This is a genomic window from Anabaena sp. FACHB-1391 (assembly GCF_014696755.1).
GTDB lineage: Bacteria > Cyanobacteriota > Cyanobacteriia > Cyanobacteriales > Nostocaceae > Dolichospermum > Dolichospermum planctonicum.
Genome location: NZ_JACJQS010000005.1, coordinates 129,119 through 155,164, shown reverse-complemented (window position 1 = coordinate 155,164; position 26,046 = coordinate 129,119). Strand labels below are relative to the sequence as shown.

At 40.4% G+C, this 26,046-nt stretch carries 22 protein-coding genes and 1 tRNA gene; 14 read left to right on the top strand and 9 right to left on the bottom strand.

The annotated features are described in order from the left end of the window. Positions 1–921 precede the first annotated feature (921 nt). The 3 genes from H6F62_RS04140 to murI all read left to right on the top strand — a co-directional run bounded on the left by H6F62_RS04140 (position 922) and on the right by murI (position 5,997). Positions 922–2,772: an N-acetylmuramoyl-L-alanine amidase gene (locus H6F62_RS04140; protein WP_137907987.1), complete on the top strand. Its 1,851-nt coding sequence runs from the start codon at positions 922–924 to the stop codon at positions 2,770–2,772. Between the two features lie 248 nt (positions 2,773–3,020). Next, positions 3,021–4,940 carry an N-acetylmuramoyl-L-alanine amidase gene (locus H6F62_RS04135; protein ID WP_190371403.1) on the top strand — a complete coding sequence of 640 codons (1,920 nt, stop codon included), beginning with the start codon at positions 3,021–3,023 and terminating at the stop codon, positions 4,938–4,940. Positions 4,941–5,139: 199 nt separating this feature from the next. Further along, positions 5,140–5,997 carry a glutamate racemase gene (gene murI, locus H6F62_RS04130; protein ID WP_137907989.1) on the top strand — a complete coding sequence of 286 codons (858 nt, stop codon included), beginning with the start codon at positions 5,140–5,142 and terminating at the stop codon, positions 5,995–5,997. 87 nt (positions 5,998–6,084) lie between these two features. Here the strand turns inward: murI and H6F62_RS04125 are convergent, their stop codons facing one another. Next, a complete protein-coding gene (locus H6F62_RS04125; RefSeq protein ID WP_137908039.1) occupies positions 6,085–6,291 on the bottom strand; it encodes a hypothetical protein in 207 nt (68 codons plus the stop codon). An 835-nt stretch (positions 6,292–7,126) separates the two neighbouring features. Here H6F62_RS04125 and sds point away from each other — a divergent pair. Then, positions 7,127–8,098: a solanesyl diphosphate synthase gene (sds, locus tag H6F62_RS04120; protein WP_137907990.1), complete on the top strand. Its 972-nt coding sequence runs from the start codon at positions 7,127–7,129 to the stop codon at positions 8,096–8,098. Positions 8,099–8,191: 93 nt separating this feature from the next. Here sds and H6F62_RS04115 read toward each other — a convergent pair whose 3' ends face one another. Continuing rightward, the gene (locus tag H6F62_RS04115) at positions 8,192–8,665 is read right to left on the bottom strand and encodes a hypothetical protein (RefSeq protein WP_190371412.1); all 474 of its coding nucleotides are present in this window, start codon (positions 8,663–8,665) and stop codon (positions 8,192–8,194) included. Between the two features lie 206 nt (positions 8,666–8,871). Between H6F62_RS04115 and hetZ the strand changes: the two genes are divergently transcribed. From hetZ to H6F62_RS04080, 7 genes are all read left to right on the top strand, one after another. Continuing rightward, complete coding sequence (gene hetZ, locus H6F62_RS04110) at positions 8,872–10,059, top strand: heterocyst differentiation protein HetZ (protein WP_190371402.1); 1,188 nt, start codon at positions 8,872–8,874, stop codon at positions 10,057–10,059. 193 nt (positions 10,060–10,252) lie between these two features. Continuing rightward, complete coding sequence (locus tag H6F62_RS04105) at positions 10,253–11,026, top strand: PatU (protein ID WP_306420213.1); 774 nt, start codon at positions 10,253–10,255, stop codon at positions 11,024–11,026. Positions 11,027–11,567: 541 nt separating this feature from the next. Further along, the gene (gene kdpA, locus H6F62_RS04100; RefSeq protein WP_137907993.1) at positions 11,568–13,253 is read left to right on the top strand and encodes a potassium-transporting ATPase subunit KdpA; all 1,686 of its coding nucleotides are present in this window, start codon (positions 11,568–11,570) and stop codon (positions 13,251–13,253) included. Between the two features lie 185 nt (positions 13,254–13,438). Next, on the top strand, positions 13,439–15,538 hold the full coding sequence (kdpB, locus tag H6F62_RS04095) for a potassium-transporting ATPase subunit KdpB (RefSeq protein ID WP_137907994.1): 2,100 nt from the start codon (positions 13,439–13,441) through the stop codon (positions 15,536–15,538). A 212-nt stretch (positions 15,539–15,750) separates the two neighbouring features. After that, positions 15,751–15,924, top strand: a complete 174-nt coding sequence (locus H6F62_RS04090) for a potassium-transporting ATPase subunit F (protein WP_228036488.1) — start codon at positions 15,751–15,753, stop codon at positions 15,922–15,924. A 46-nt stretch (positions 15,925–15,970) separates the two neighbouring features. Further along, positions 15,971–16,570 carry a K(+)-transporting ATPase subunit C gene (gene kdpC / locus H6F62_RS04085; RefSeq protein WP_137907996.1) on the top strand — a complete coding sequence of 200 codons (600 nt, stop codon included), beginning with the start codon at positions 15,971–15,973 and terminating at the stop codon, positions 16,568–16,570. 92 nt (positions 16,571–16,662) lie between these two features. Continuing rightward, entirely contained in the window at positions 16,663–17,820 is a 1,158-nt protein-coding gene (locus H6F62_RS04080) for an anhydro-N-acetylmuramic acid kinase (protein WP_137907997.1), read from the top strand. 37 nt (positions 17,821–17,857) lie between these two features. Here the strand turns inward: H6F62_RS04080 and H6F62_RS04075 are convergent, their stop codons facing one another. The 6 genes from H6F62_RS04075 to H6F62_RS04050 all read right to left on the bottom strand — a co-directional run bounded on the left by H6F62_RS04075 (position 17,858) and on the right by H6F62_RS04050 (position 22,453). Beyond that, positions 17,858–18,055, bottom strand: coding sequence for an NblA/ycf18 family protein (locus H6F62_RS04075; RefSeq protein ID WP_028083489.1), 198 nt, complete (start codon positions 18,053–18,055; stop codon positions 17,858–17,860). 569 nt (positions 18,056–18,624) lie between these two features. Then, entirely contained in the window at positions 18,625–19,353 is a 729-nt protein-coding gene (locus tag H6F62_RS04070) for a Stp1/IreP family PP2C-type Ser/Thr phosphatase (protein ID WP_137907998.1), read from the bottom strand. A gap of 21 nt (positions 19,354–19,374) precedes the next feature. Next, positions 19,375–21,060 (bottom strand): AarF/ABC1/UbiB kinase family protein, encoded by a 1,686-nt coding sequence (locus H6F62_RS04065; RefSeq protein WP_137907999.1) that lies wholly within the window; start codon positions 21,058–21,060, stop codon positions 19,375–19,377. A 131-nt stretch (positions 21,061–21,191) separates the two neighbouring features. After that, the gene (locus tag H6F62_RS04060; protein WP_137908000.1) at positions 21,192–21,512 is read right to left on the bottom strand and encodes a DUF6825 family protein; all 321 of its coding nucleotides are present in this window, start codon (positions 21,510–21,512) and stop codon (positions 21,192–21,194) included. Between the two features lie 110 nt (positions 21,513–21,622). After that, positions 21,623–21,696 (bottom strand) — tRNA-Pro (locus H6F62_RS04055). Between the two features lie 229 nt (positions 21,697–21,925). Further along, a complete protein-coding gene (locus H6F62_RS04050; protein ID WP_137908041.1) occupies positions 21,926–22,453 on the bottom strand; it encodes a GNAT family N-acetyltransferase in 528 nt (175 codons plus the stop codon). Between the two features lie 450 nt (positions 22,454–22,903). On the opposite strand from H6F62_RS04050, the gene H6F62_RS04045 reads away from it, so the two are divergent. Beyond that, the gene (locus tag H6F62_RS04045; RefSeq protein ID WP_137908001.1) at positions 22,904–23,800 is read left to right on the top strand and encodes an alpha/beta hydrolase; all 897 of its coding nucleotides are present in this window, start codon (positions 22,904–22,906) and stop codon (positions 23,798–23,800) included. Between the two features lie 49 nt (positions 23,801–23,849). Here the strand turns inward: H6F62_RS04045 and tsaD are convergent, their stop codons facing one another. Beyond that, positions 23,850–24,893, bottom strand: a complete 1,044-nt coding sequence (tsaD, locus tag H6F62_RS04040; protein WP_137908002.1) for a tRNA (adenosine(37)-N6)-threonylcarbamoyltransferase complex transferase subunit TsaD — start codon at positions 24,891–24,893, stop codon at positions 23,850–23,852. Positions 24,894–25,225: 332 nt separating this feature from the next. Here tsaD and H6F62_RS04035 point away from each other — a divergent pair, with 332 nt between their 5' ends. Next, complete coding sequence (locus H6F62_RS04035) at positions 25,226–25,720, top strand: Photosystem I reaction center subunit III (RefSeq protein WP_137908003.1); 495 nt, start codon at positions 25,226–25,228, stop codon at positions 25,718–25,720. Positions 25,721–25,759: 39 nt separating this feature from the next. Next, positions 25,760–25,906, top strand: coding sequence for a photosystem I reaction center subunit IX (gene psaJ / locus H6F62_RS04030; protein WP_015079100.1), 147 nt, complete (start codon positions 25,760–25,762; stop codon positions 25,904–25,906). Positions 25,907–26,046: the final 140 nt, after the last annotated feature.

Here is a 26,046-nt window from a genome sequence, read left to right as displayed (position 1 = left end):
TAAAAATGGATTGATTCAAGGAATATCACATAAGTTTTGTAAACGCATTCACGCAAAGGATGGTTATTCGTATGCAGTATAAAAGATTTGTTAATTGCTCAACTGTCCCTCTCGCTGTTTGTGCTGACGCACAAAATTACTCAAGGGACATTTCACAATTAACCCTCCATTCCTCCCATCACCAAACTGAGTACAGTTTTGGTGGGGGTCTCCTGGAGGAGGTTTAAATGAAGGCAAATTCCTATATTTAAAAAGCAAGTATTTAGGGGGTTGAATCAACAAAAGTCTCAAATCCCCGACTTGTTCCTTAATCATCTCAATAATTGGTGAATTAATGCTATAATCGAGCTATTTAGTTTTTCTATATCTGTTGTGCTTTGTAAGTTGACTAAGTAAGGAGGTTAAAGGAAACTTATGTTATTAGAGATCCGTCTCTTTTGATATTGTCATCATCTCACTTAGAAAATGAATAGAAGGGTTAATTGAATTTCCTTTGGTCTTGACAAATTTTTCTTTGTTTCCCATTATTAGTAGACTTGATCATGTTTTATGGTTCTATTTTTTCTCTGTTTAGTTGTTATAAATTGCAGATTTTTTAGTAGGGAGAATAACCTGCTTTCTTTATGTCAGCAGTTGACAGTGGTGGGTATTTTTTATTGACATTGGCGACTAGAAGTGGCGGGCTATACAGACAAAACCCTGGATTTTTCCTTAGTCCAGGGTATGACTAAGCTTGTTTAAGTATTGACGCTGTTTGTCTAGTAGGGATTTATAATCGCTGATAGTTTTTCATAAATTTCTTGCTCTCAAGTCAAGGAGAATAATGGAAATAGTGTGACAAATTATCAAATTTTTGAGATATTTAAAGATATTAATTTGATATTCACTAATTCAATAAATATAAATCAGGAGAAAAGAACTGTGAAATTAGAGTGGTTGCTACCCGGTACTTTTGGAAGTATACTCATGCTATCGTCGCCGAGTTTAGCCACAACCCTGGAATCTTGGCGATTTGACCCCAATCAAAACCTGTTAGAAATTAATACAAGTGGTGGTGTCCAACCACAAGCACAGCTAATTTTTAGTCCCACTCGCTTAGTAATTGATTTACCGGGTGTGAAATTGGGACGTTCTCAGTTAACCCAACCTGGTAGAGGAGTGCGGGAAATTCGCATTGGCCAGTTTGACGAACAAACAACACGGATAGTTTTAGAATTGAGTCCTGGTTATACCCTAGACCCTAATCAGGTAAAATTTGTTCCTAAACGTGCTAATCGTTGGGCTGTACAATTACCGAAATTAGAAAGGGAGTCTCTATCACCCCAGGGGGAAAATCCTGAAAATACTACTAATAATAATTACAATCTAGCTAATATCGTCCCCCAATCTAAACCTGACTTTTCACCAATAGCGAGTAGTAGTGGGGGAAAAACTCAGTTGGAGAATTTACAAATTACTGGTGACGGCTTTTTTGTTCGCACTAATGGCGGTAGTCCCCAAACGAGAATCATCAGAAGCCGTGATAAAACTACTATATTTCTTGATATCCTGGATACAACTTTATCACCAAATTTAACTCCAGGAAATTTAGCAGTTAATAAATACGGTGTTTCCCGTATTGAATTTACTCAATTGCGAACGACACCAACATCTGTGCGTATGACCTTGAGGGTAGAGGAAAATAGCCCTGACTGGCGAGTAACTTCCAGTAGCAGTGGTTTAGTTCTGCTTCCTAGCAGGGGAGTTGTGAGTTTACCTGAAAATGAGAATCTGCCGCCAAGTATAAATAATAACGGCAATAACGGCTCGACTGCAACCATTGAATCTGTAGAAATTGTTAATAATGGCACACAATTACTCATTAAGTCCGACCAAGCTGTATCTGCTACCACTGGTTGGGATAGAAAATCTGGTTTATTTCGCATTACCATTCCCAACGCTAAGTTAGCCCCGGAGGTCAAAGGTCCAACTTTTGAGACAAATAGTCCCATTCTCAAACTCCGTCTTCAACCCCAACCGCCAAATACTGTGGTGATTTTTATTCAACCTGCATTAGGTATTAGCTTTGGCGCGATTAATCCAGCCGGAGACAACCTGTTGGCTTTAAAACTGCAAGGATCTCGTCTGATTAGACCACCTCTGAGCTTACCACCTTTATCACCACCAAGGCAAGAACTACCTGACTTAAATTCAAAACAGCCAGAAATCAGACCTCAGACCCCAGTTCCCAAAGGAAAATTAGTAGTTATAATTGACCCCGGACATGGTGGTAAAGATTCAGGTGCGGTTGGTATCGGGGGAGTGCAGGAAAAGAATGTTATTTTACCTATTGGGAAAAGGATTGCTGAAGTTTTGGAACAAAACGGTATTCAAGTGATTATGACTAGGGATTCTGACTATTTTGTGACTTTACCGGGAAGGGTAACTATGGCCCAACGAGCTAAAGCTGATGTATTTGTGAGTATCCACGCTAATTCAGCAGGTGCGAATCGTCCAGAAGTTAACGGGTTAGAAACCTATTATTATGACAGTGGTCTAACATTAGCTCGCATTGTCCATAGTAAAATTCTGCAAAGTCTCAATGTTAAAGATAGGAATGTACGGAAAGCTAGATTTTATGTGCTTCGCAAAAACTCCATGCCGTCAATTTTAGTAGAAACTGGTTTCGTAACTGGTAGAGAAGATGTTGCTAATCTCAATAGTCCAGCTTATCAAAATCAAATGGCAGATGCGATCGCCCAAGGGATTCTTCAGTATTTAAGATCCAGATAAATAGTAATTTGCAACACTCACCACCAGATATGATCACCAATGCCAGAAAAATTGTCAGAAAAATAAATTTGCTCAAAAAATCCCAAAAATAAAATTATATGCTAAAATACCACGCCATTAGCCGTGTCTTATGGTAAAGCAACAATCTTGGACTTGAGCAAAGTCAAAGTTGAGGCGGTGATAGTGTGAAGATTAGCCCCTAAATTGAGATATTGAATCATGATAAATGCAAATCAGGAGAAAGGATTGTGAAACTACATTGGTTAATACCCAGCACTTTTGGCGCGGTTTTCATGCTATCTTCGCCTGCTTTGGCTGGAAAATTGGAATCTTGGCGGTTTGATCCTAATCAAAATCGGCTGGAAATTAATACATCTACTGCTGTCCAACCCCAAGCCCAACTGATTTTTGACCCGACTCGCTTGGTAATTGACTTACCAGGGACAGAATTTGGTCGTCCACAATTAATACAAGAAATTGGTGGCCAAATTCGCGCTATCCGCATTGGGCAATTTGACGCACAAACAACGCGCTTAGTTGTAGAACTTGCCCCTGGTTACACCTTCAACTCTGCGCAAATCAAATTTGTTCCCACAAATGGTAAACGCTGGATAGTAGAATTACCGAATCCAGAAGTTATTTCTGGGCAAACTAGAGAACCATCAACACGCTCATCCTTAGATCAATCATCTCAATTATCTCAATCATCTCAATTATCTCAATTATCTCAAGCTACACGCTCTCCCAACAGTATTTACAACGTAGTCACAAAAAATCCCGTTACCCCGTCTAAACAGGTAACTCAAATTGAGAAATTACAAGTCACAGGAGATGGTTTTTTTGTGGGCGTAGGGGCAAACTCCCCGTGGTTGTCCGGTAATGCCCAATTGCAAGTCAATCCCAGTCTTGATAATCGCTCTGTTAATATTGATATCCTTGGTGCGGTTTTATCACCAAATATGGGACAAAGTGACCTATTAATTAACCGCTATGGTGTCCGGCGCATCCAATTTAGCCAATTACCAAGTAGTCCGTCTGCTGTTCGCATGACCTTGCAGTTAGATAACACTAGTCGCAATTGGCGAGCAATAGCTAGTGGTAATAGCGGTTTTATCGTCATACCAGATCGTGTGACTAAGTTATCTAATAACTATCAATCCTCTACACCATCAGTTAGTGACTCCCCTGCGACTATTCAATCTGTAGAAATAGGTGCAAATGGCAGACAATTACTAATTCGAGCCGACCAAGCTATATCTGCTACTAGCAACTGGGATAAAAGCTCAGGTCTATTTTGGATCACTATTCCTAATGCTAAGTTAGCTAATCAGGTCCAAGGTCCTACTTTTAATACCAATAGCCCTATTCTCAAAGTCCGTCTTCAACCCCAAGCTCCCAATACCGTAGTTGTTCTTGTTCAACCTGCGTCTGGTGTTAGCTTTGGCGTACTGAATCAAGTCCCCTCTAGTTTGTTAGCACTACCATTACAAAGTACTCTCCGCCCTCAAGTCCCTGAGATTACACCTCCTGTCGCGCCTACACCACCATTAAATACCCCGGATTTGATCACGGATTTATCCCAAACCGTTAAAACACCTTTTGGCCAGCCACCTCTACCAGTCCCTAAAGGAAAGGTTTTAGTAGTTATTGATCCGGGACATGGTGGTAAGGATTCTGGCGCTCCTGGACTCGGTGGGTTACTAGAAAAGGATGTTGTTTTACCTATTAGCACAAAATTGGCTAGAATCTTAGAGCAAAATGGTGTGCAGGTGGTACTGACTAGAGATGCTGACTTTTTTGTGGAACTCCAAGGACGGGTAGATATAGCCAAGCGTGTCAATGCTACTGTGTTCGTCAGTATTCACGCTAATTCCGTGGACAATCGCCCTGATGTCAATGGCTTAGAAGTCTACTATTATGACAGTGGTTATGGTTTGGCAGAAACTGTTCGTCAAACTATTCTCCAAAATATTAGTACCTTGAATAATCGAGGAACTCGTAAAGCTAGGTTTTATGTGCTGAGAAAAAATTCTATGCCTGCTATTTTAGTGGAAACAGGTTATATGACTGGTCGAGAAGATAATCCCCGTCTAGGATCATCAGACTATCAAACTCTTATGGCTGAGGGCATAGCTCGTGGTGTTCTCAATTATTTAAAACAACGCTAATCATTGCTAATCATTGCTAATCATTCATTATTAGTTGTTTATAGCATTTCCCATCCTCATTAGGTACAGGAATCAGGAAGTTCACTGCAGATAATTTTTTACTTCAGTGGACTAGGAAATGGTATATTTTTTTCTCTTTACCACTAACAACTAACCACTGGTCACTAACCACTAACCACAATCTAAATTAATATTTGCTGTGTATTCATCTTCTATTTTTGATAGTCATTTTCATGCTTTCTCCCGTCAAGAACCTCAACGCGCTCCTATTGGGGTATTTGATAGCGGTGTCGGTGGACTAACCGTACTGCGACAACTGTATCAGCAACTTCCCAATGAATCAATTATTTATGTGGGGGACACAGCCCGTCTTCCTTATGGTATTCGTTCTCAAACAGAAATTCTGCAATTTGTCCGGGAGATCCTGCGCTGGATGCAGCAGCAACGGGTTAAAATGGCAATTATGGCTTGTAACACCAGTTCGGCTCTGGCATTAGATATTGTCCGTCAAGAATTTGATTTCCCCATTTTAGGTGTGATTTTACCAGGTGCAAAGGCTGCTGTTGAGCAAGGGCAGCGCATTGGTGTTATTGCTACCCCAGCAACGGCTAAAAGCAATGCCTATCGGCAAGCTATTTTAGAAATTAAATCTCATGTCCAAGTTTGGCAAGTGAGTTGTCCAGAGTTTGTCCCTCTAATTGAGCAAAATCGCATCCATGACCCTTATACTACTGAAATAGCCAAAACTTATTTAGAACCTTTACTCCACCAAGAAATAGATACTTTAGTTTATGGTTGTACCCATTATCCTCATTTATCACCAGTTTTGCGATCGCTCCTCCCCACCCAGGTCAAACTAATTGACCCAGCAGTTCATGTTGTCGTCGCTTGCTCCCAAGAGCTAGATATGTTAGGTATTAAAAATACTCATCCACCCCTGCCTACCCGCTTCGCTGTCAGCGGTTGTCCGCAACAATTTACTCAGTCTGGTTTGCAGTGGTTGGGCTATACTCCGATGGTGGAACAGGTATGCTTTGCGGATGCCGTTGTCTCTTAAAGACGGGATTCCCTTTCCTCACAGGGTCAGAATAGGGAAGCACAAACAAAATTCGTCTATTGTTTCCCTACCCTGTGCTGGTTTCTTTCACCGACTATTCACTGCTTCGGTAACGTTCGCGGTTAATCCCCTCTGCTGCTTATAATTATCTCGTCCAATACTAGAATTAAATGAATCGCTTTGATGCACATCTTTTTTGCCTGTTCGCTTTGCCAATGCTAATAACAGGTATACACTGAATAAGTATCCAGCAGCTAAAATAAATATCATCATAGGCATATTTCCGTAAATCATTGTTCCACCATCTTTGATTGCTAAGGAATATAAAATTGCATACGAAACTAGCAAAACTCCAGTCAACCAAGTGTATTCTTGATGAATGTAGTTAGCTATACCAGAACAACCAGCAGAAAACCCGAATTTCTCTGGCCAATCCATTTATTTTCTTTAAAATCAACTTTCCCAGACCATACATCCGACAGCAGCCAAACTGCTAAGTAGCAATCTGTAACCGCGCTCATCAGCAGTTTACCTAGCCTGTGTTATTGACCTCACACCAATTTTAATAGATATACGCCGTTACTCAACGTGGGCTGAATACGTTGAGTTAGTTCCATGATTGGAAAAGCATAATTCAACTCAAAAGGTATGCTTGTCGCACAAAGTCTAAATAGGAATAACTTCCATCTTCTCTTGAGCGACGAGTTATTTTAGACTCACAACGCTATTGCGTAAAATCATCAGAAAATGGTTTTACTTAGGAAGTGAATAATCTCAAAAATTTAATATCTCTAGGTTTTAGCGTAACACAACCACCTTGAATTTGAAGCTAACTTCTAGACTAAATTTTAAATTTTTTTACTGTTGACAAGTAACTTAGATTAATCTATACTAAGTGTTATTTTATTAACATTGTATCTTCGATGATGACGATCTTTTTCGGGGAATTAGCACAAATCGAGCATTTTAAAATAACTTATTATTATAACATAATTCCAATCCGATATATAAATAACTTAATAGATATTAAAAATCAGATTACTGGAGGAAAACTTTGCGGTGACACTGGGTTATCTTAAAATTAAAGGATATGTAAACTTTCGTAAACTAAGCCAGAGTCCGCCCATCCATGACCCCAGCCACCTCCCTGTTTACCCCTGTGGAAGCAGACCTGCAAATACTAGCAAATAACCTTAAACAGCTAGTTGGAAATCGCCACCCCATTCTTTATGCCGCAGCCGAACATTTATTCGGTGCTGGGGGTAAGCGCATCAGACCCGCCATAGTGCTGCTTATATCGCGGGCGACTATGTTAAATACAGATATCACAGCGCGTCACAGACGATTGGCAGAGATTACAGAAATGATCCACACAGCTAGTTTGGTACATGATGATGTAGTAGATGAGTCAAACGTCCGGCGTGGCGTACCGACCGTACATAGTTTGTTTGGTAATCGCATTGCTGTGCTGGCGGGGGATTTTCTTTTTGCTCAATCCTCTTGGTATTTAGCGAACCTGAACAATTTAGATGTTGTCAAACTACTTTCAGAAGTAATTATGGATTTAGCGGCTGGGGAAATCCAGCAAGGGCTAAATCGTTTTGATGCTAGTCTTTCTACAGAAACTTACCTGCAAAAGAGCTATTACAAAACAGCGTCATTAATTGCCAACAGTTCTAAAGCGGCTGGACTAATTAGTGAAACATCCCTAGAAACTGCCGAACACTTGTACAGTTATGGTCGTCATCTAGGTCTTTCCTTCCAGATAGTAGATGATATTCTTGATTTCACCAGTTCAACAGACACCCTGGGTAAACCAGCCGGTTCTGATCTCAAAAGTGGCAACCTCACAGCGCCAGCTTTATATGCCTTGGAGGAAAAACCCGACTTAGAGGCCTTAATTGCCAGGGAGTTTGCCCAGAGTGGGGATTTAGAGCAGGCATTGGCGCTAATTCATGATAGTCGGGGTATTGAGCGAGCTAGAGAATTAGCTGCTCACCACGCCAAATTAGCCAATGAGCATATCAGCATTTTAGAGCCATCAGAATCACGCCAAGCCTTAATGGATTTAACTGACTATGTACTGAGTCGGCTCTACTAAAAAATTGAGGGAGATCTAAGATTTGGGATGTTGGGTGTTAAATCTCCACGCTTCCGAGTTGATTTCCCATCTTTTTTGAGTTTTTTCGGGTATTTAAGCAATCTGGGGAGGAACTTTTCTTGAGTGTCTAAATCTTTGTAGTTGTTGCCCAATTAGGGTTTCCAGTTCAGAGCGCCGCACTTCGACGGTATGGGTGATAATTCCTGGTGTTTCCAGGAAAACTATGCTGTGTAATGGTTTGAGGGCTACTAATTGGAACAAAAGGTGGGTAACATACATGGAGGCTGGCATCACTTGAGGGTCACGCCCAGCATCCGAGATCAGGGAAACATCCTGTATGGTAGGGAAAGCGTAAATAACTTGCTTTTCTATTCCTGGATTTGCGCGATTGCTCAACGTAGTTAAAACCCAATCCTGCTCAGAATTTTCGAGGATAAAGTATTGGTAGTGTTTTAACCTTTGGGCAATAGCGACTAATACAGGAGCGATTGATACCATAAGTTGTGGTGTCATACCATCCTGGGGTGCATTGTCTATCAGCAATTGAATTTGTGCTTCTAAATCCATCATGAATTGTTAATGACTTTTGGGTAATGGCTAAAAAATGAGGAAAGAATATCCCAGAAAATTGAGATTTACGAGTTCAATATTTTTTGGCGGCCACACCCTCAATATAAATTGGTTTGGGTTCAAGAAAAAAACCATGAAGCTAATATCCAAAGTCTAACAAGTCGTGTCCAAAATATGTTAGGGTCGTTTTGAGAACTGGGACTATGAATTCAGCCGCAATCGCAACTACTCAGGGGAAAATTTCTATCCGCGTGGAGGTCATCTTTCAATTCCTATTTAGGGAACTTCAACAGTCAACTAAGGCTTCGGAGCAAAATTGTCATGATGTATCCGTGAGAATTACTAACGAAGTCCTGCGGGTTTGTAATGAAAGTAAACGCATTCAAACTTCGGGGTCTGTAGAAAGTTCAGCCATGAGCCTAGCTAAACATCGCTTACAACAGTGTATCCGATACTATCAGTTAGGTTCAAGTCGTGGCAGGGTAGAACTCCACAGTACACTGAGTGCAATTGTTTACCGTTATATTAATCCCCCTCACAAGCAATTAAGCTATCAAGGGCGGTTGACTATCATTGAAGATTTCCTTCAGAGTTTTTATTTGGAGGCTTTAAATGCCTTTAGAAGGGAGAACCAACTAGGTCCGACCTATCGCCCCCAGACTCTATTGGAATTGGGAGAATACATGGCATTTACCGAGAGATATGGTAAACGTCGGATTCCCCTACCTGGAAGACAGCAACAATTAATTATTCTCCGGGCGCAAACTTTCTCAAAACAGCAACCTCCAGAAACAAGTGTAGATATAGAACAGGCTTCTGAAGGTGGTGGTGGTGAGTCTGATAGTTGTTGGGAAGAGCCGGCTATCCACCAATTGCGTTCGGCTATGGCTTCCCAGCCCGAACCGGAAGAAGATACCCTGCGGTCTGTTGTCATTACAGAATTAATCAATTATTTACAGGAAAAAGAACAATCTGACTGTGTTGATTACTTTACTCTTCGTCTTCAGGATTTATCAGCACCAGAAATTGAGTCAATTTTGGGTTTAACATCTCGGCAGCGTGATTACTTACAGCAACGGTTTAAATATCATTTAATTCGGTTTGCCCTTTTACATCGCTGGGAATTGGTACATGAGTGGTTAGAAGTTTCTTTACCCACTAATTTGGGTTTAACTCCGATTCAATGGGAAACTTATTTAGCCCAGCTAGATGATAAACAAAGGTCTATCTTAGATTTGAAGCAGCAAGGAAAACCTGATGAGCAAATATCTAAGACTGTAGGCTTGTCCATGGCACAATTACAGAAACGTTGGTTTAAGATATTAGAACAAGCTTGGGAAATTCGTAACTCCTTAGTTTCCGGATCTAGTGCATCTACCCATGAATGGTGACTTGTGAATCCTCATAAAATTATCAACTTCCTTAGGCATTGAAAAATCATAACTTCAATACCTACAGGTGTAGTTTGTGAGAATGTGACGAAACTGATGGGGTAGTCATTCGTCTCAAGACGGTAGCCTTTTAACGGTGAACTGAGCTTGACAAGAAAAGCCCCAAACCTTTCAATTGGGAGAAATTCCTACTGTGCAAGAACGTTTTCAAGCTATTCTTAAGCGTCGTTTACAAGACCAAATAGTAAAAAATCCCCCGTTGTTCCCCTGGGAAACACAATTGGGAGAATATCCTGACTGTGTAGAAGAACAATCTCTGGGATTAGTTCCCGTTTGGGGGTGGAGAGTCCACCAGTCTAAACTAAATTTGCCTATTCCCTTGCCTGATCAAGTTTTCTGGCAATTGTTAGCAAAATGTCAAGTTTTATTGACATCTTCCATACCTCTGGGAGCTAAATTAGTTCAGGTGGTAGAAAGTATGTTCCCCACGGATACCCAGTCAATTAATGATTTGGCTGCGTTAGTCCTGAGAAGCTCTTATCGTTCGGCAGATACCTTGACAGTGCCTAATATTGAGAGCGATTATTTTGATTTACTACCACGTCAGCAAATGGCGTTGTCGTTAATGGCAGCTAAACAACTGCTGGAAAATTTAACTTTGCCGATTTCATTGAATCAGCCTTTGGTAGAAAGACAATGGCTGACTACTGTGGGGACTCTGAATATTCGGGTAGAATTACGTAATTCAGGTAAATTTACGAGTTTAACGGTTCACGGTAAATTACCAACATCGGGGATTTTGCAACTTGAGGGTAATAATAGTCAAGAATTTGTAAAATCTGAGGCTTGCGAAATGCCAGTTATAGAATTGCAAATTGATGGAAGTCAGCCAACCTATACTTTAGCAGTGGAGTTACCAGAATTAGACCACCTGCCTTTATTCTTGGCTATTCAGGTGAAAATATAGCTAAATTGCCATATTTAGGAATTAGATAAGAGGGATGGCAACTGATGTATGATAATCTTGATTAATTTTCTGGTTTTAACCCTTCATTCTCTTTTGAAACATCAATATAAAATTAAGGACGTATTTAAAACCTATAAGCTTAAGTAGGACACTTATATTTTTAGAGATTCCACTGAGTGACAAACTTGTCTGCGGTGAAATTTCTGATTCCTGTTCCCAATGAGGATGGGAAATGCTATAATTTGATGTGCAGTTAAATAAATTAAAAATATATAGGAATCAAGCAGGGTTCCTGAATTAGTTGGCGTGGGGAGGAAACTCCTAACAGAGAAGAAGAGTAAAAGTGTGTACTGAGTATTGTATGGCTAGGACACGCAGGTTATCAAAAATCACATAGGATTTCTATATTACATAGAATATTTAACTAGGATCAGATATGAATGGCTATCTAACTCGCTAAAAATTCAGCTTCCTAGTAATTTAGCTATTATTGTTATTGTTGAGTATTAACTGACCAGAACTTAAGTAGGGTGCAAACTACATGGGACAAGGTTTTTTACAAATTGCTTTAACGCTATGTATTATAGTATTTATTACTCCAAAACTAGGAAAATACATAGCCAGTGTTTTCTTGGGAGAAAGGACAATCCTTGATCCTGTAATGAAGCCCATAGAGGCAATAATTTATATTTTAGGAGGTGTGAGTAAAAAAAATGACATGACAGGTTGGCAGTATATCCGCGCATTACTATACAGTAACTTAGTCATGGGTGGTATAGTTTATGTCCTAATCTCTTGTCAGAAAGTTTTACCTTGGAATCCCAATGAACTGGGGGGGATAAGATGGGATTTATTATTACATACCACAATTTCCTTCCTGACCAACACCGACCAACAACATTACGCACCGGAAAATACCTTTAGTTATTTTAGTGAAACATCGGCTTTAGGCTTTTTGATGTTTACTTCAGCGGCTAGTGGATTGGTAGTGGGAATTGCTTTTATCCGGGGGTTAACGGGGAGAAAACTGGGGAATTTTTATGTTGATTTTACCCAGACTATCACTAGGATCTTACTACCTTTATCAATAATTGGGGCGATCGCTCTAATCATCACAGGTGTACCCCAAACCCTAGCCGGAACGCTGGAGGTAGAAACCTTGGAAGGAAGAATTCAGTATATAGCTAGAGGTCCAGTAGCCTCTTGGGAGATTATCAAAATGTTAGGGGAAAATGGCGGTGGCTTTTTTGCTGCTAATTCCGCTCACCCTTTTGAAAATCCCAATGGTGCTTCTAATTTGATAGAAATTATCGCTATGCTGGCCATTCCCACATCTTTAATTTATACCTACGGAGTATTTGCTAACAACCTGAAACAAAGTTGGTTATTATATTGGATGGTGTTTATAATCTTTGTTGTTCTTATTGGCGTTACAGCCACAGGAGAATTACAAGGAAACCCACTAATTAACAACGCTTTGAGATTAGAATTACCAAATTTAGAAGGTAAAGAAGTCAGATTTGATTGGGCGCAGAGCGCATTATGGGCAATTACAACCACTGCTACCATGTCCGGTGCTGTGAATGCAATGCACGATTCTCTTATGCCCAATGGGACATTTTCTAGCTTATTCAACCTATTTTTACAAATAATTTGGGGTGGACAGGGAATAGGAACTGCTTATCTCTTCATTTATCTAATTCTCACAGTTTTTCTGACTGGTTTAATGGTAGGGCGCACTCCAGAAATTTTTGGGCGCAAAATTGAAAAACGGGAAATTGTTCTTGCTAGTGTGGTGCTATTAATTCACCCCATAATGGTTTTAATTCCTAGTGCGGTGGCTTTAGCTTATCCTATATCTCTATCAGGCATTAGTAACCCTGGTTTTCATGGTATTTCCCAAGTGGTTTATGAATACGCTTCAGCCGCAGCTAATAATGGTTCTGGTTTAGAGGGATTAAATGACGGTACATTATGGTGGAATTTAAGTACAACTATCAGTATTTTTGCGGGACGTTATATACCAATTATTGCGTTGTTGCTATTAGCTGATAGTATGTCTGAAAAACAAGCAAGTCCAGAAAGCCGGGGAACTTTGAGAACTGATTCTTTATTATTTACCAGTATTACTGCTGGTGTCACTTTAATCCTAGGGATCTTAACATTTTTCCCGGTTTTAGCTTTAGGTCCCATCGCTGAAGGTTTTAAACTCGCTGCTGGTAGTTAATATAGATAAGACAATATAGCATTTCCCATCTCAGTTAGGTACAGGGATAAGAAATTAACCGCAGATAAATCTGTACTTCTGTGAACTAGGAAATGCTATAAGAAGATGAAGATAATTTTCCCTCTTTATTTCTTGTTTCTTGTTTCTTCTTCCTGACTCGGTGACTCCTAAAAAATTAGTTATATATGAATTCAAACGGAACTAATTCTAATTCTAAAGCCTCCCGTCCTCGTTATCGCCGTCAAAAACACAGAAAAACGCGGGTAACGAACAAAGGCCTTTATATTCGAGCAATTAGGGATGCCTTTATGAAATTGCATCCTCAATATGCTATCAAAAATCCGGTGATGTTTTTGGTATGGGTAGGAACAATTATCACCTTTTTTGTGACGATTTATCCCCAATTATTTGGACCGATAAACCAAAAAAACCCCTATTTATTTAACGGGCTGTTAACGGGAATTTTGCTGTTTACAATTCTATTTAGTAACTTTGCTGAAGCTGTAGCGGAGGGAAGAGGGAAAGCCCAAGCTGATACTTTACGTTCAACGCAGTCAGCTACTAACGCCAAAAAGATTGGTGTTGACGGGACAATTATAGAAGTTCCGGCCACCAGTTTAAACCGGGGGGATACTATCCACGTCGTATCAGGTGATATTATCCCTGCGGACGGTGAAGTAATCATGGGTGTCGCGTCTGTGGATGAATCAGCGATTACTGGCGAATCTGCCCCTGTTCTCAAAGAATCAGGCTCGGATGTTGCTAGTTCTGTTACGGGAGGTACACGCATTATATCCGATGAACTAATTATTCGTGTCACGGCCGAAGCCGGTAAAGGCTTTATTGATCGGATGATTGCTTTAGTAGAAGGAGCAGAGCGTACTAAAACGCCTAATGAAATTGCTTTAACAGTATTATTAGCGGTTCTGAGCTTGGTATTTCTATTTGTAGTGGCAACTCTTCCCGCCTTTGCTTACTATGTGAATAGTCCTGTTAGTGTACCGGTTCTCATTGCTCTTTTAGTAGCACTTATACCCACAACTATCGGCGGTTTACTGAGTACCATTGGTATTGCGGGTATGGATAGGGTAGCTCAATTTAACGTCATTGCTACCTCTGGAAGAGCCATAGAAGCCTGTGGAGATATAAGTACCCTAGTTCTTGACAAAACTGGGACAATCACTCTGGGAAACCGTTTAGCAGAGGAGTTTATTCCTATCAATGGCCACTCAGTCATAGAAATTGCTAATGTATCTTTGGCAGCTAGTATCTTTGATGATACTCCAGAAGGTAAATCTATTGTCCGACTGGCAGAAAAGTTAGGTGCAAATTTTGATTTAGACCGCAACCAAGCCCAAGGGATAGAATTTTCGGCCAAAACCCGCATGAGTGGTACTAATTTACCTGGTGGTAGGGAAGTACGGAAAGGTTCAGTGGAAGCAATTAAAGGCTTTATCCTGTCGCGTCATGGACGGAATACCCCAGAATTGGATGTTGCTTATGAGCAAGTTTCTCGTCAAGGTGGTACACCTCTAGCTGTTTGTCTTGATCATGAAATTTACGGTGTTATCTATCTCAAAGATATTGTTAAACCGGGTATCCGTGAACGATTTGACCAACTCCGACGCATGGGGGTACGAACAATCATGCTCACGGGAGATAATCGTATTACTGCTTCTGTAATTGCTCAAGAAGCGGGAGTAGATGAATTTATCGCTGAAGCTACTCCAGAAGATAAAATAACTGTGATTCAACGGGAACAGGCTGAGGGTAAAATAGTAGCGATGACGGGAGATGGAACTAATGACGCTCCCGCTTTAGCACAGGCTAATGTAGGTGTGGCCATGAATACGGGAACACAAGCAGCCAAAGAAGCTGCTAATATGGTAGATTTAGATTCTGATCCTACCAAATTAATTGATATTGTTAGTATTGGTAAGCAATTGTTAATTACTCGTGGAGCATTGACAACCTTTTCTATTGCTAATGATATTGCTAAATATTTTGCGATTATTCCCGTACTTTTCACTGCTGCTAAACTAGAAAGTCTGAATATTATGAAGTTAACTAGTGTTAATTCGGCTATTCTGTCCGCATTAATTTACAATGCTTTAATTATTCCGGCTTTGATTCCCCTAGCATTAAAAGGTGTTCAATTTCGACCTTTGACAGCTAATCAACTTCTGCAACGAAATATTTTAATTTATGGATTAGGTGGGGTAATTGCGCCATTTATTGCGATTAAATTAATAGATATGATGATTACATTTGTCGGTTTAGCTTAAATTAAATTAAATTATTAAATTAAGCGGTTAATTATTCTTGAGATCTTACTAAGTAGGTGAACGGAAAAAAACCGACATAAGTAACGAAAAGTAAAGTTGCCCAAAACCTGTTCCCAGTTAAGAGTTAAGAGTTAAGAGTTCCCTTGTCATAACGACATCTGATGAAACTGATACAATTTATGAGATTATCCAGATTTAAATACCAATTACCCATGATTATTTTTCTGGTGATGTGTTTAAATTTATTGATTGCCCCAGTGGTTTATGCTAATAGTGGTGGTAGTTTAGATAAAGTTTCTGCTTGGGCAATTGGTATTTTAGGTTTTACTACTTTAATGTTAGTAGTTTATTTGTTTATAGTGATTTTTCAGCCAGAACGCTTTTAATAATTTACAAATTAAAACAAGTTTCAATAAAATTAAAAATGAAATTATGTCTATTTTTAGAGAAATTTTCAGAGCGGTCAGAATTACTCTGGTGATTTGGTTATTAACAGCAATGATATATCCCCTGTTTATATTGCTGGTAGGCCAGTCAATTTTTCCGTTTTCAGCTAATGGTAGTATCATATCAAATGTCAATGCTCAACCCATTGGTTCAACTTTGATTGGTCAAGGATTTACCTCAGACCGTTATTTTCATGGTCGTCCTAGTGCTGTCAGATATAGCCAAGGTAAAAAAGCTCAACCTGCGGGTATTTCTGGAGGTAGCAATTTTGCTCCTACTAATCCTCAACTCAAGGAACGCATTCTCAAACAAGCGGAAGAATTACAAAATGAAAATAAACAAGCTGTAGCTGATTTGATTTATACATCAGGCTCAGGTTTAGATCCCCATATTTCTCTGAAAGCAGCACGAGAACAGATGGAAAGAGTGGCACAGGCACGGGGGATAAAGGAAGATGATATCATCCCGTTAATTACTAAGTATATTGATGGTAGATTTTTGGGTATCTTCGGTGAACCAGGGGTGAATATTTTACGCTTAAATTATGCCCTGGATTTACAAGAGATCAATCGTGAACAAAATTAGTTGTTGGTCAGTGGTCAATTAGTCATTTTCTTTTGACATGGGTAATGGTATGAATTACACTACTATTGATATCCATAAAAGTATTTGAGTCAATGCACCCGACTCGCGTTATCGGTTTAATGAGTGGTACATCTGTAGATGGTATAGATACCGCTTTAGTGGAAATTTCTGGTAGGGATTTGGATCTCAAGGTGGAGTTAATAGCAGGGGAAACATATCCCTATCCCCCGCAACTCAGAGAACAAATTCTAGAACTTGGTGCTGGTGCTGCTGTATCAATGGCAGAATTAGCTACCATAGATGATGCTATCTCTCGGACTTTTGCTGAAGCTGCTCAATTTATCCAAGTTGGTCATCAAGCAGCTACTTTGATCGGTTCTCATGGTCAAACTGTTTACCATCGTCCCCGTCGGGGAGCAGGAGAACTGGGTTATAGTTTCCAACTGGGACGGGGATCACTAATTGCCCATCTAACTGGTATTACTACTGTCAGTAATTTCCGATCTGCTGATATTGCAGCTAGTGGCCATGGTGCGCCCCTTGTTCCTAGAGTTGATGCCTATTTACTGGGTGATTCACGGGAAGAACGTTGTATACAAAATATCGGTGGTATCAGTAATGTAACTTACCTACCAGCAGTCAGTGATAATTGGTTGTCCCAAATTCGGGGTTGGGATACAGGTCCAGGTAATAGTCTATTGGATTTGGCTGTACAACATTTTACCAATGGTGCTAAAACTTATGATGAAAATGGTGATTGGGCAGCTAGTGGTACACCATGTTATCCATTGGTAGAAAAATGGCTCAGTCATGAGTATTTTCACTTGCCACCGCCTAAATCTACTGGACGTGAGTTATTTGGTGTCGCTTATTTACATCAGTGTTTAGAAGATGCTCAAGGCTATCAGTTCAGTACATGGCCTGCGGATTTTTTGGCAACCATTACAGAACTGACGGCGGTTTCTATTGTTCACAATTATGACACTTTTCTACCAAGAAGGCCACATCAGGTGTTATTATGTGGTGGTGGTAGTCGTAATATTTACTTAAAACGGCGGCTAGAGTTGTTATTGGGGAAAGTTCCAGTCTCTACTACGGACAAGCTGGGCATAAGCGCGTCCTTTAAGGAGGCGATCGCTTTTGCGGTTTTAGCATATTGGCGCAGTATCGGTATTCCTGGTAACTTACCTTCTGTGACAGGAGCATCTCAAGAGGTGCTGTTAGGAGAAATTCACGGTAATTATTGCTAATTATCCCTAATTTAAGGATATATCCCCGGATTTTTCTCTAGGCCATGCTAGAACCTGAGTCTAGACCCCACTGTTGTTTAAGCAGTTCTTGATAAGTTGCTTCACGCACCATCATTTGTCTATAGAGCTTAACTAAAAAGTCTTGAGCTTGTTCGTGGCTCATCTGTTGGACTTGTGTAGCAAAGGAGCAAATGCTAAATTGCTGTTCCAAGGACAGTTCAATTGGTTGATTCATAATGAACTCCAAAACAAACAACGTATAAAAACGACATTGACAACAGAATTGAAGAGTTAAGAGTCAGTAGTAAAAAGTAAAAGCCAGTTTTACTTTTTACTTAGGTTCTGTACTGCTTTTGTCTGCAATTTGCTATGTCACATAAACATCCGCAGAAGTGATTTCTAGATTTTGGTTAACATTTGTTTCTCTATATTAAGAAATATAACAAATGTTTGACAGTTTGCCCATCTTTTTAGATTTATTTCTAATCAGAGGTAACTAATTGGGTTTTCATCTAGATGCTGTAGACAGTTGACATGATATTTGCTGTTTATTTAGACATATTACCCGGTGGAATATGCCAGTTGGGGTAATTAGAAAAATTTAAACTCCTATGATATTTGGAGGGTAGAAATATTTTTAGCAAGTTATTGATGGGAAAAATGCTCAAATTGAACAAAATATTCAGTATATTTACTTTTTGTAGTGAGGGGGGAAGGAATAGGCAAGAGAAAATAGGCAAGAGAAAATAGGCAAGATACTCTTAACTACTGACTCCTGACTACTATCACTGAATAATTAGAAAATCAGGTTTCTACAGAGACGAGAACGACGGTGATGTTGTCGTTTCCACCTTCTTCTTTTGCGGCTTCTACGAGAGATTCGGCTGCTATTTCTAGGGAAGGTGTGCCTTGAAGGTAACTGGCAATTTTATCGTCTACAAGTTCTTCTGTAAGTCCATCACTGCATAATAATAAGCGATCGCCATGTTCTAAATCTAGTTGTTGGACTGAAATCTGATTCAGGTCTTCTCTACCCAAACAACTGGATAAAACATGACGATAGGGATGAACCCTAGCTTCATCAGGAGTAATATCGCCTATTTTCAGTGCCTTGGCAATCCAGGTATGGTCTTCTGTAATTTGTTGTAATTGTGATTTCCGCAGACGGTAAAGACGGGAATCACCAACATGACCGCATACGGGAGATTCTCCGGGACGAATCACAACTACTACCGCTGTTGTTCCCATATCAGCACGTTCAGGATGATTTTGCTGATCCTGGACTATAGCTTGATTTGCAGTAGATAGGGCTTGTTGTAATAGTTTTGATGCTGATTCGGGGCATTGCCAATTTTGCTCCAAGTATGAACGAATTTCTTGAGTAGCGATACGACTAGCCTCTTCTCCTCCCGCATGACCACCCATACCGTCAGCGACGATAAAGAATCGCCCTGCGGGGTCAATATAGTAGGAATCTTGATTATAAGCACGAATAAGCCCCGGATCTGATAAACCGGTAGAGTCAAGTTTCATAGATTTTTCGTAAGCGACTAATTAATACATTCGATCATAACGGTCGAGACGCAAAAGCAACCGAATCAGCATGAATGAAACTGATGCTGCAATTAAACCAATCAGACTTGCTAACCATACATAATGGCTAACGAGGAGAATTGTAGCGGCAATTGTAAAACCACTGATAATCAGAGCATAGCTTATTCCCAGTTGAATATTGCTCTGTCGCCGTATCAGACGTTCTGTTTCTACGGAGCGAACTCGAAGCCGGATATCCCCACGTTCTATTTTATCTAGAGTATCTTCTAATCTCCGTGGTAATCCTAAAGCAGTGCTGCTAACTTGGACTGCTTGACGACTTAATTCATTCAAGAAGCTATTCCCCTCAGAACTACTGTTATCTGTCATAAGCTGCATTGCATAGGGCTGGGCAACTTCCATAAAATTAAACTCTGGATCTAGACCTTTACCGACTCCTTCCAGGGTGGAAAAGGCACGCATGACAAAGGTAAAAGTTGCTGGAAATCTAAATGGTTGATCATAGGCCAGTTCGTACAAATCTTCACTGATAGCTGCCACCGATTGGTTTTCAAAAGGCTTATCCATGAAGTTATCCAGCATATACTGGACAGAACGACGGACAGGTCCCATGTCCTCAACTGGGGCGAGCGCTCCTAAATCAACTAGGGATTTTACCACACGATCGCCATCTTTTTGGGCGATGCCAAATAAAGTTTCCATTAGTCCTTCCCGGACATTCGACTTAATTGTACCCATCATCCCGAAGTCGTAGAAAATCAAAGCCCCGTCGGGACTAACTGCCAGATTACCAGGATGGGGGTCAGCGTGAAAGAAGCCATTATTCAGAAGTTGATGCAAGTAAGCTTGTGCGCCATAACGAGCGATCGCTTTTCTGTCTACACCCGCAGCCTCCAAGGCCTCATACTGACTAACTTTAATTCCAGGTAAATACTCTAAAGTAATTACCCTAGAAGTAGCATAACGCCAATATACTCTCGGTACTTTTACCCAGTTATAAATGCGGAAATTGCGGCGAAAAGTATCGGCATTGCGACCTTCATTCAGATAATCAATTTCTTCCCAGAGAATGCGACAACATTCTTCATATATACCCATCCAATCTCTACCTCGTCCCCATTTGGGGTGGTTTTGAAAGTAACGGGCAATACCTTTAAGAATGTCTAAATCAATTTCAAATAGCTTTTTCAGTCCAGGCCTTTGCACCTTAACAACGACGGACTCACCAGTATATAGAGTAGCCTTGTGGACTTGACCCAAACTAGCAGCAGCCAGGGGAACAGGTTCAAAATCTTGGAAAAGTGAGGAAATTGGTTTACCCAACTCCTGTTCAATAATTCCTTCCACCTGTTCATAACTAAATGCTGGAACTTTGTCTTGTAACTTAGATAACTCTTCTACATATTCAGTCGAGAAAATATCAGCACGAGTAGAAAACAACTGTCCCACCTTAATAAAAGTCGGACCCAAATCCAAGAATGTAGTTCTAATCCAGATTGCTTGGGCTTTGCGTCTAGCTGCTTGCTTGGCTTCCGTCATACCACCGGGGTAACTCCAGGGCTTGCTATAGCGCCAAATTTTGAACATCAAGGTCAAGACAAAAGACCAAATATCCACAAAGCGGCGTTTGCTAGAGTATTCTTCCCGATTCCAACGGTATGCTTTGCCTGAGTAACCTTGTTCCATATTTTTCTTATACCGTCGGCTTGAGAGGGAGCAGGAGAAGCTGGGAGGGTAAGGGATCTGGGCGGTTGGGGCAGCTGGGAGGAATTTTCCCATTACCCATTACCTATTACCCATTACCCATTACCCATTACCTATTTTGCAGCATTGCGATACTTCTGCAATTCACTTCTTAATAGAGCGATTTCCGCCCTTAATTCGTCAATTTCGGTCTGTAGATCTAAAGAATCTGCACCAGATGAACTATTTGCCGGTTTTCCAGTTGCAGAGGATTCAGCAGCCCGATTAGCTCGTGCCATCACTTCTTCTGTAAACTGGCGTAGCTGCTCTTTAGCTTCAGCATCAAATTTGCCCAATTCACTCAAAGCATCAGTCAAGGCGACTTCTACACGCTCATTAATCACTTCGGCTACTGCTCTGCCCACGAAAAAGGCTTGCACAAGGGGATTACTCATAAATTTTTGTAAAGTTGCTCCGCAAAAAGATTATAACCTGCCTGGATGCTGTAATGTTTCCATTTGCAACTTTGCTGAGTTAGCGGAATACAACCACCTTGACATAAAAATCGGGATGACAGGATTCGAACCTGCGGCATCCTGCTCCCAAAGCAGGCGCGCTACCAAGCTGCGCTACATCCCGTAAATCTATCAAAACCAAGTTCTACATAACCTAAATTATGTTTTTTTGGTTCATCTGACTCATCATATCATAAAAAAGAATAAATGCAAACCCAATAATCTATAAAAAATCCGACTATGGAAAACATCCTGGGAGAAATCAGGCACAAACCAGGATTTTCCCGGAATTTTCACCAAATTTTAGATTTTAAATTACCGCGACTATTCCCCAATGCCTCATCCACACCAAATTACTGAGGATACCAAAACATTCCTTTGATACCTTCAGGATCGGACATAAAGCCCATAGTCTTATAGAAATCTACAACATGAGGGTCAGCAAAAAGAGTCACGTTACTAATTTCTTCATTCTTCAGTTTTTTGAGGACATATTTCATTAATGCCTTACCTAGTCCTCTACTTTGAAAATCAGGATGAACCACTACATCCCAAATGGTGGCATTAAAAGCATGGTCTGAGGTAGCACGGGCAAAACCAATCAAACGCTTCTTGTTTCCTCGTACTTGCCACATAGAGGCCACGAGGAAACTATGCTCAATAGCTTTTTTTACTTTTCTCAGAGGGCGACGTGACCAGCCAACTGCGTCACAGAGTTCTTCTAATTCATACAGGTCAATATCTCTTTCCGTACTGAAAATGATTTGATCCTTATCTAAACTAGAATTACTTTCAACGGCCGCTGTATGCTCGTTAACAGCAGCAGTTTTATTTGTCGCTAAAGATTCAGGAGTGCTAAACCAAGTTTTCCAAAAACCCATGCCAACGCAGTTCGGGTAGTATGACTGAAATTGGTTACCACTTTTTAAGAGTGTTGATTCACATTTAACATCGCTATGACCATAGCGAGTTATCGGGTGTTTCTTACCAATCACCTTTAACTTTAGCATTTTGTTTTCGTACTACTCTATAAAACTCGTCGAAAGTCCAAATTTTTCCCAAATTGATCTATGTTTCTGGTTTAAGTCATAAATTTCTTCAGCACTACTTTCATAAACATAAATAGACAAGTTTAAGCTGAGATTCAGCTAATCAATATCAAATTCAATGACACAAGAATAACAGGTAATTTAACTGATACACTGTAGAATTAGATAATTCAGCTAGTTCAAAATTTAATTTTTGTTTTGTTGAATTTTTGAATTATTCTTTTCCTGTTTGTATTTAGTTGTATTTATTCGCACCCAAACTCATGGGTACGATATTTAACTATGGCAACAATAGAAATCTTAGGTGTTCCACATACTTATGAGCTAACCGCTCCTACATCATGTCCCCATACTTTAGTATTTATCCACGGTTGGCTAAATAGCCGTGTATACTGGCAACCCGTAATTTCTCGTCTATCACTAGATTTACAGTGTTTATCTTACGATTTACGAGGGTTCGGTGAATCACAGTCCCAGGTAACATCAGATTCAGATATAGAACTGACTCCCACAGACTCTAGCATGATTACTTCTTCCTTGGATTCCTTATATTCTCCATTCGCTTATGCTCAAGATTTAGCCGTTCTTCTCAAACATCTGAATATTTCTAGTGCTTGGCTCATAGGTCATTCTTTGGGTGGTACTATTGCTCTGTGGACAGCGGCCCAATTACATGATTGTATTCAAGGTGTAATTTGTATTAATGCCGGTGGTGGAATTTATCTTAAAGAAGCATTTGAGCAATTCCGTGCCGCAGGACAGAAATTTTTACAAGTCCGTCCCCGTTGGCTTTCGCAAATGCCTTTAATTGATTTGTTATTTACTAAAGCTAGTGTATTGCGTCCTTTAGAGCGATATTGGGCGCGTCAAAGATTAATTGATTTTATTGTAGCTGATCCAGAAGCTGCTCTGGGAACTCTTTTTGCATCTACTACGGAACAAGAAATTAACTGTTTACCCCAGTTAGTATCGAAATTGAAGCAGCCAGTATATTTCTTAGCGGGTGCTGACGATAAAGTAATGGAACCGAAATATGTCCGCCATTTGGCCAGTTTTCATTGGCTTTTCCAATATGTTGGTGATAATGTGATTGAAATTCCTGATTGTGGGCATTTGGCTATGTTAGAGCAACCGGAAGCCGTCGCTGAACATATTCAGTCAGTAGTTATTGGTCATTAGTTATTAGTCCTTATTAATATTAATTAATATTAAATTAATAGGTTGGAAATTAATTTTCGTATAACTTCATGACATGGTTCAGGGAGAGCCGGGAATGCACTCCTAATGTCATAGATGATCTATGACCACGGGAGAGGTGTTCAGCAGCAGCACAGCCAATCATGGCCGCGTTGTCAGTGCAAAATTTTAGGGGGGGGAAAAGAACCCGCAAGTTATGTTTATTGGCTGCTGCTTGTAAATGCTTTCTGAGTCCACTATTTGCTGCTACACCACCGCCTACCGTAATAGTGTCTAGTTTATAATTAAGAGCGCAGGCGATCGCTCTTTTCGTCAGCGATCGCGCTATAGTATCCTGGAAACTAGCCACTACATCCGCTATTGGTACTTCTTTACCCTCTTTTTCCAATTGTTGCACTAAACGTAATACTGCTGTCTTTAATCCGCTAAAGCTACAATCATAAAGATGATAACCCCCACCTGGTAAAGAAATTTTTCCCTCCGGTAATGTAAAGGCTTGGGGATCACCGATTTGTGATAGTTGATCAATTATTGGTCCGCCGGGATAACCCAATTTTAATAACCGCGCTACTTTATCAAAAGCTTCACCGGCTGCATCATCACGGGTTTCCCCCAGAGTTTCGTATATACCATAATCTTTGACATAAATCAAGCTTGTGTGACCCCCGGAAACAAGTAAGCTAAGAAAGGGAGGATTTAAACTTGGCTCAGTCAAATAAGTCGCACAGATGTGACCTTCCAGGTGATGTACTCCCAAAAAAGGCTTTTCATGTACCATGGCCAGGGTTTTGGCGGCTGTTAATCCCACCAGCAATGCCCCTACAAGTCCAGGCGCACAAGTGGCAGCTATACCATCAATCTGACTCCAATTTAGATGACTAGAGGCGATCGCTTGTTCTATTTCGTAATTCAGCGTTTCTAAATGCTGACGTGATGCTACCTCTGGGACTACGCCACCATATTGTTGATGAACAGGAATTTGTGAAGCAACAATACTACTACAGACCTGACGATTGTTAATTATTGCAACAGCAGTTTCATCACAACTGGTTTCAATGGCTAAAACGGTTGTCATAATTAATTAGGGAAGAGGGAACTCTTAACAGGGAACAGGTGACAGGTGACAGGTGACAGGGAACAGGTGACAGGTGACAGGTGACAGGGAACAGGTGACAGGTGACAGGTGACAGGGAACAGGTGACAGGGAACAGGAAACTGACCAATATATATTCTCTCTTGCCTCTTTCCTATATTTTGATTGAGAAGCTTTAACTTTTGTTGACTTAAACTTTACTCTATTCCCAGCCAAGAGTATGATAACTTCCTAGTTATCTAAAATAAAGACTGTACAAGCCGCTTCGTTTTGTACAAGGAACTTCTCGTTTTGTAACAAAAGGAAACAACTCCATGACACGATTGTTTGCTTTGCTTTTGGCGATGACCCTTTGGTTCAATTTTGCTCCTCCAGCGCAAGCACTAGGGGCTAACCTTGTACCTTGCAAAGACTCTCCCGCCTTTCAAGAGCTAGCACTAAATGCCCGCAATACCACCGCTGACCCCGAATCAGGTAAAAAGCGGTTTGAACGTTATTCTCAGGCTCTCTGTGGACCCGAAGGCTATCCCCACTTGATTGTAGATGGCAGCCTGAATCATGCTGGAGATTTCTTGATCCCCAGTATTCTTTTCCTCTACATTGCTGGTTGGATTGGTTGGGTAGGCCGTGCTTATTTACAAGCGATTAAAAACGGAGCGAATGCCGAACAAAAAGAAATCCAAATTGATTTGGGTATTGCTCTACCTATTATCACCTCTGGTTTTGCTTGGCCAGCAGCAGCAATTAAAGAATTGCTCTCCGGCGAGCTAACAGCTAAGGATTCAGAAATTACCGTTTCGCCACGTTAATTCACTTGTTTTCACTCACTTATTCTGGAGACTAAATTCATGGCTGAAAAAGGTAACGAAACTAACTACTTGATTACATTCATCTCCACTGCTCCTGTTGCGGCAACTATCTGGTTGACAATCACAGCAGGAATTTTAATTGAATTTAATCGCTTCTTCCCTGACCTACTTTTTCACCCCCTATAGGTTGAAAATACGGTTCAAAAAAGCTAATTTACTTAGCTTTTGCTGGTAGATTGTCTAATTGAGTGTCAAACCTAATTAGGTAAAAGTGTCCCTCGAATCAGCAATCTTTGCTAATGTATGAAACTCGTATATTATCCATT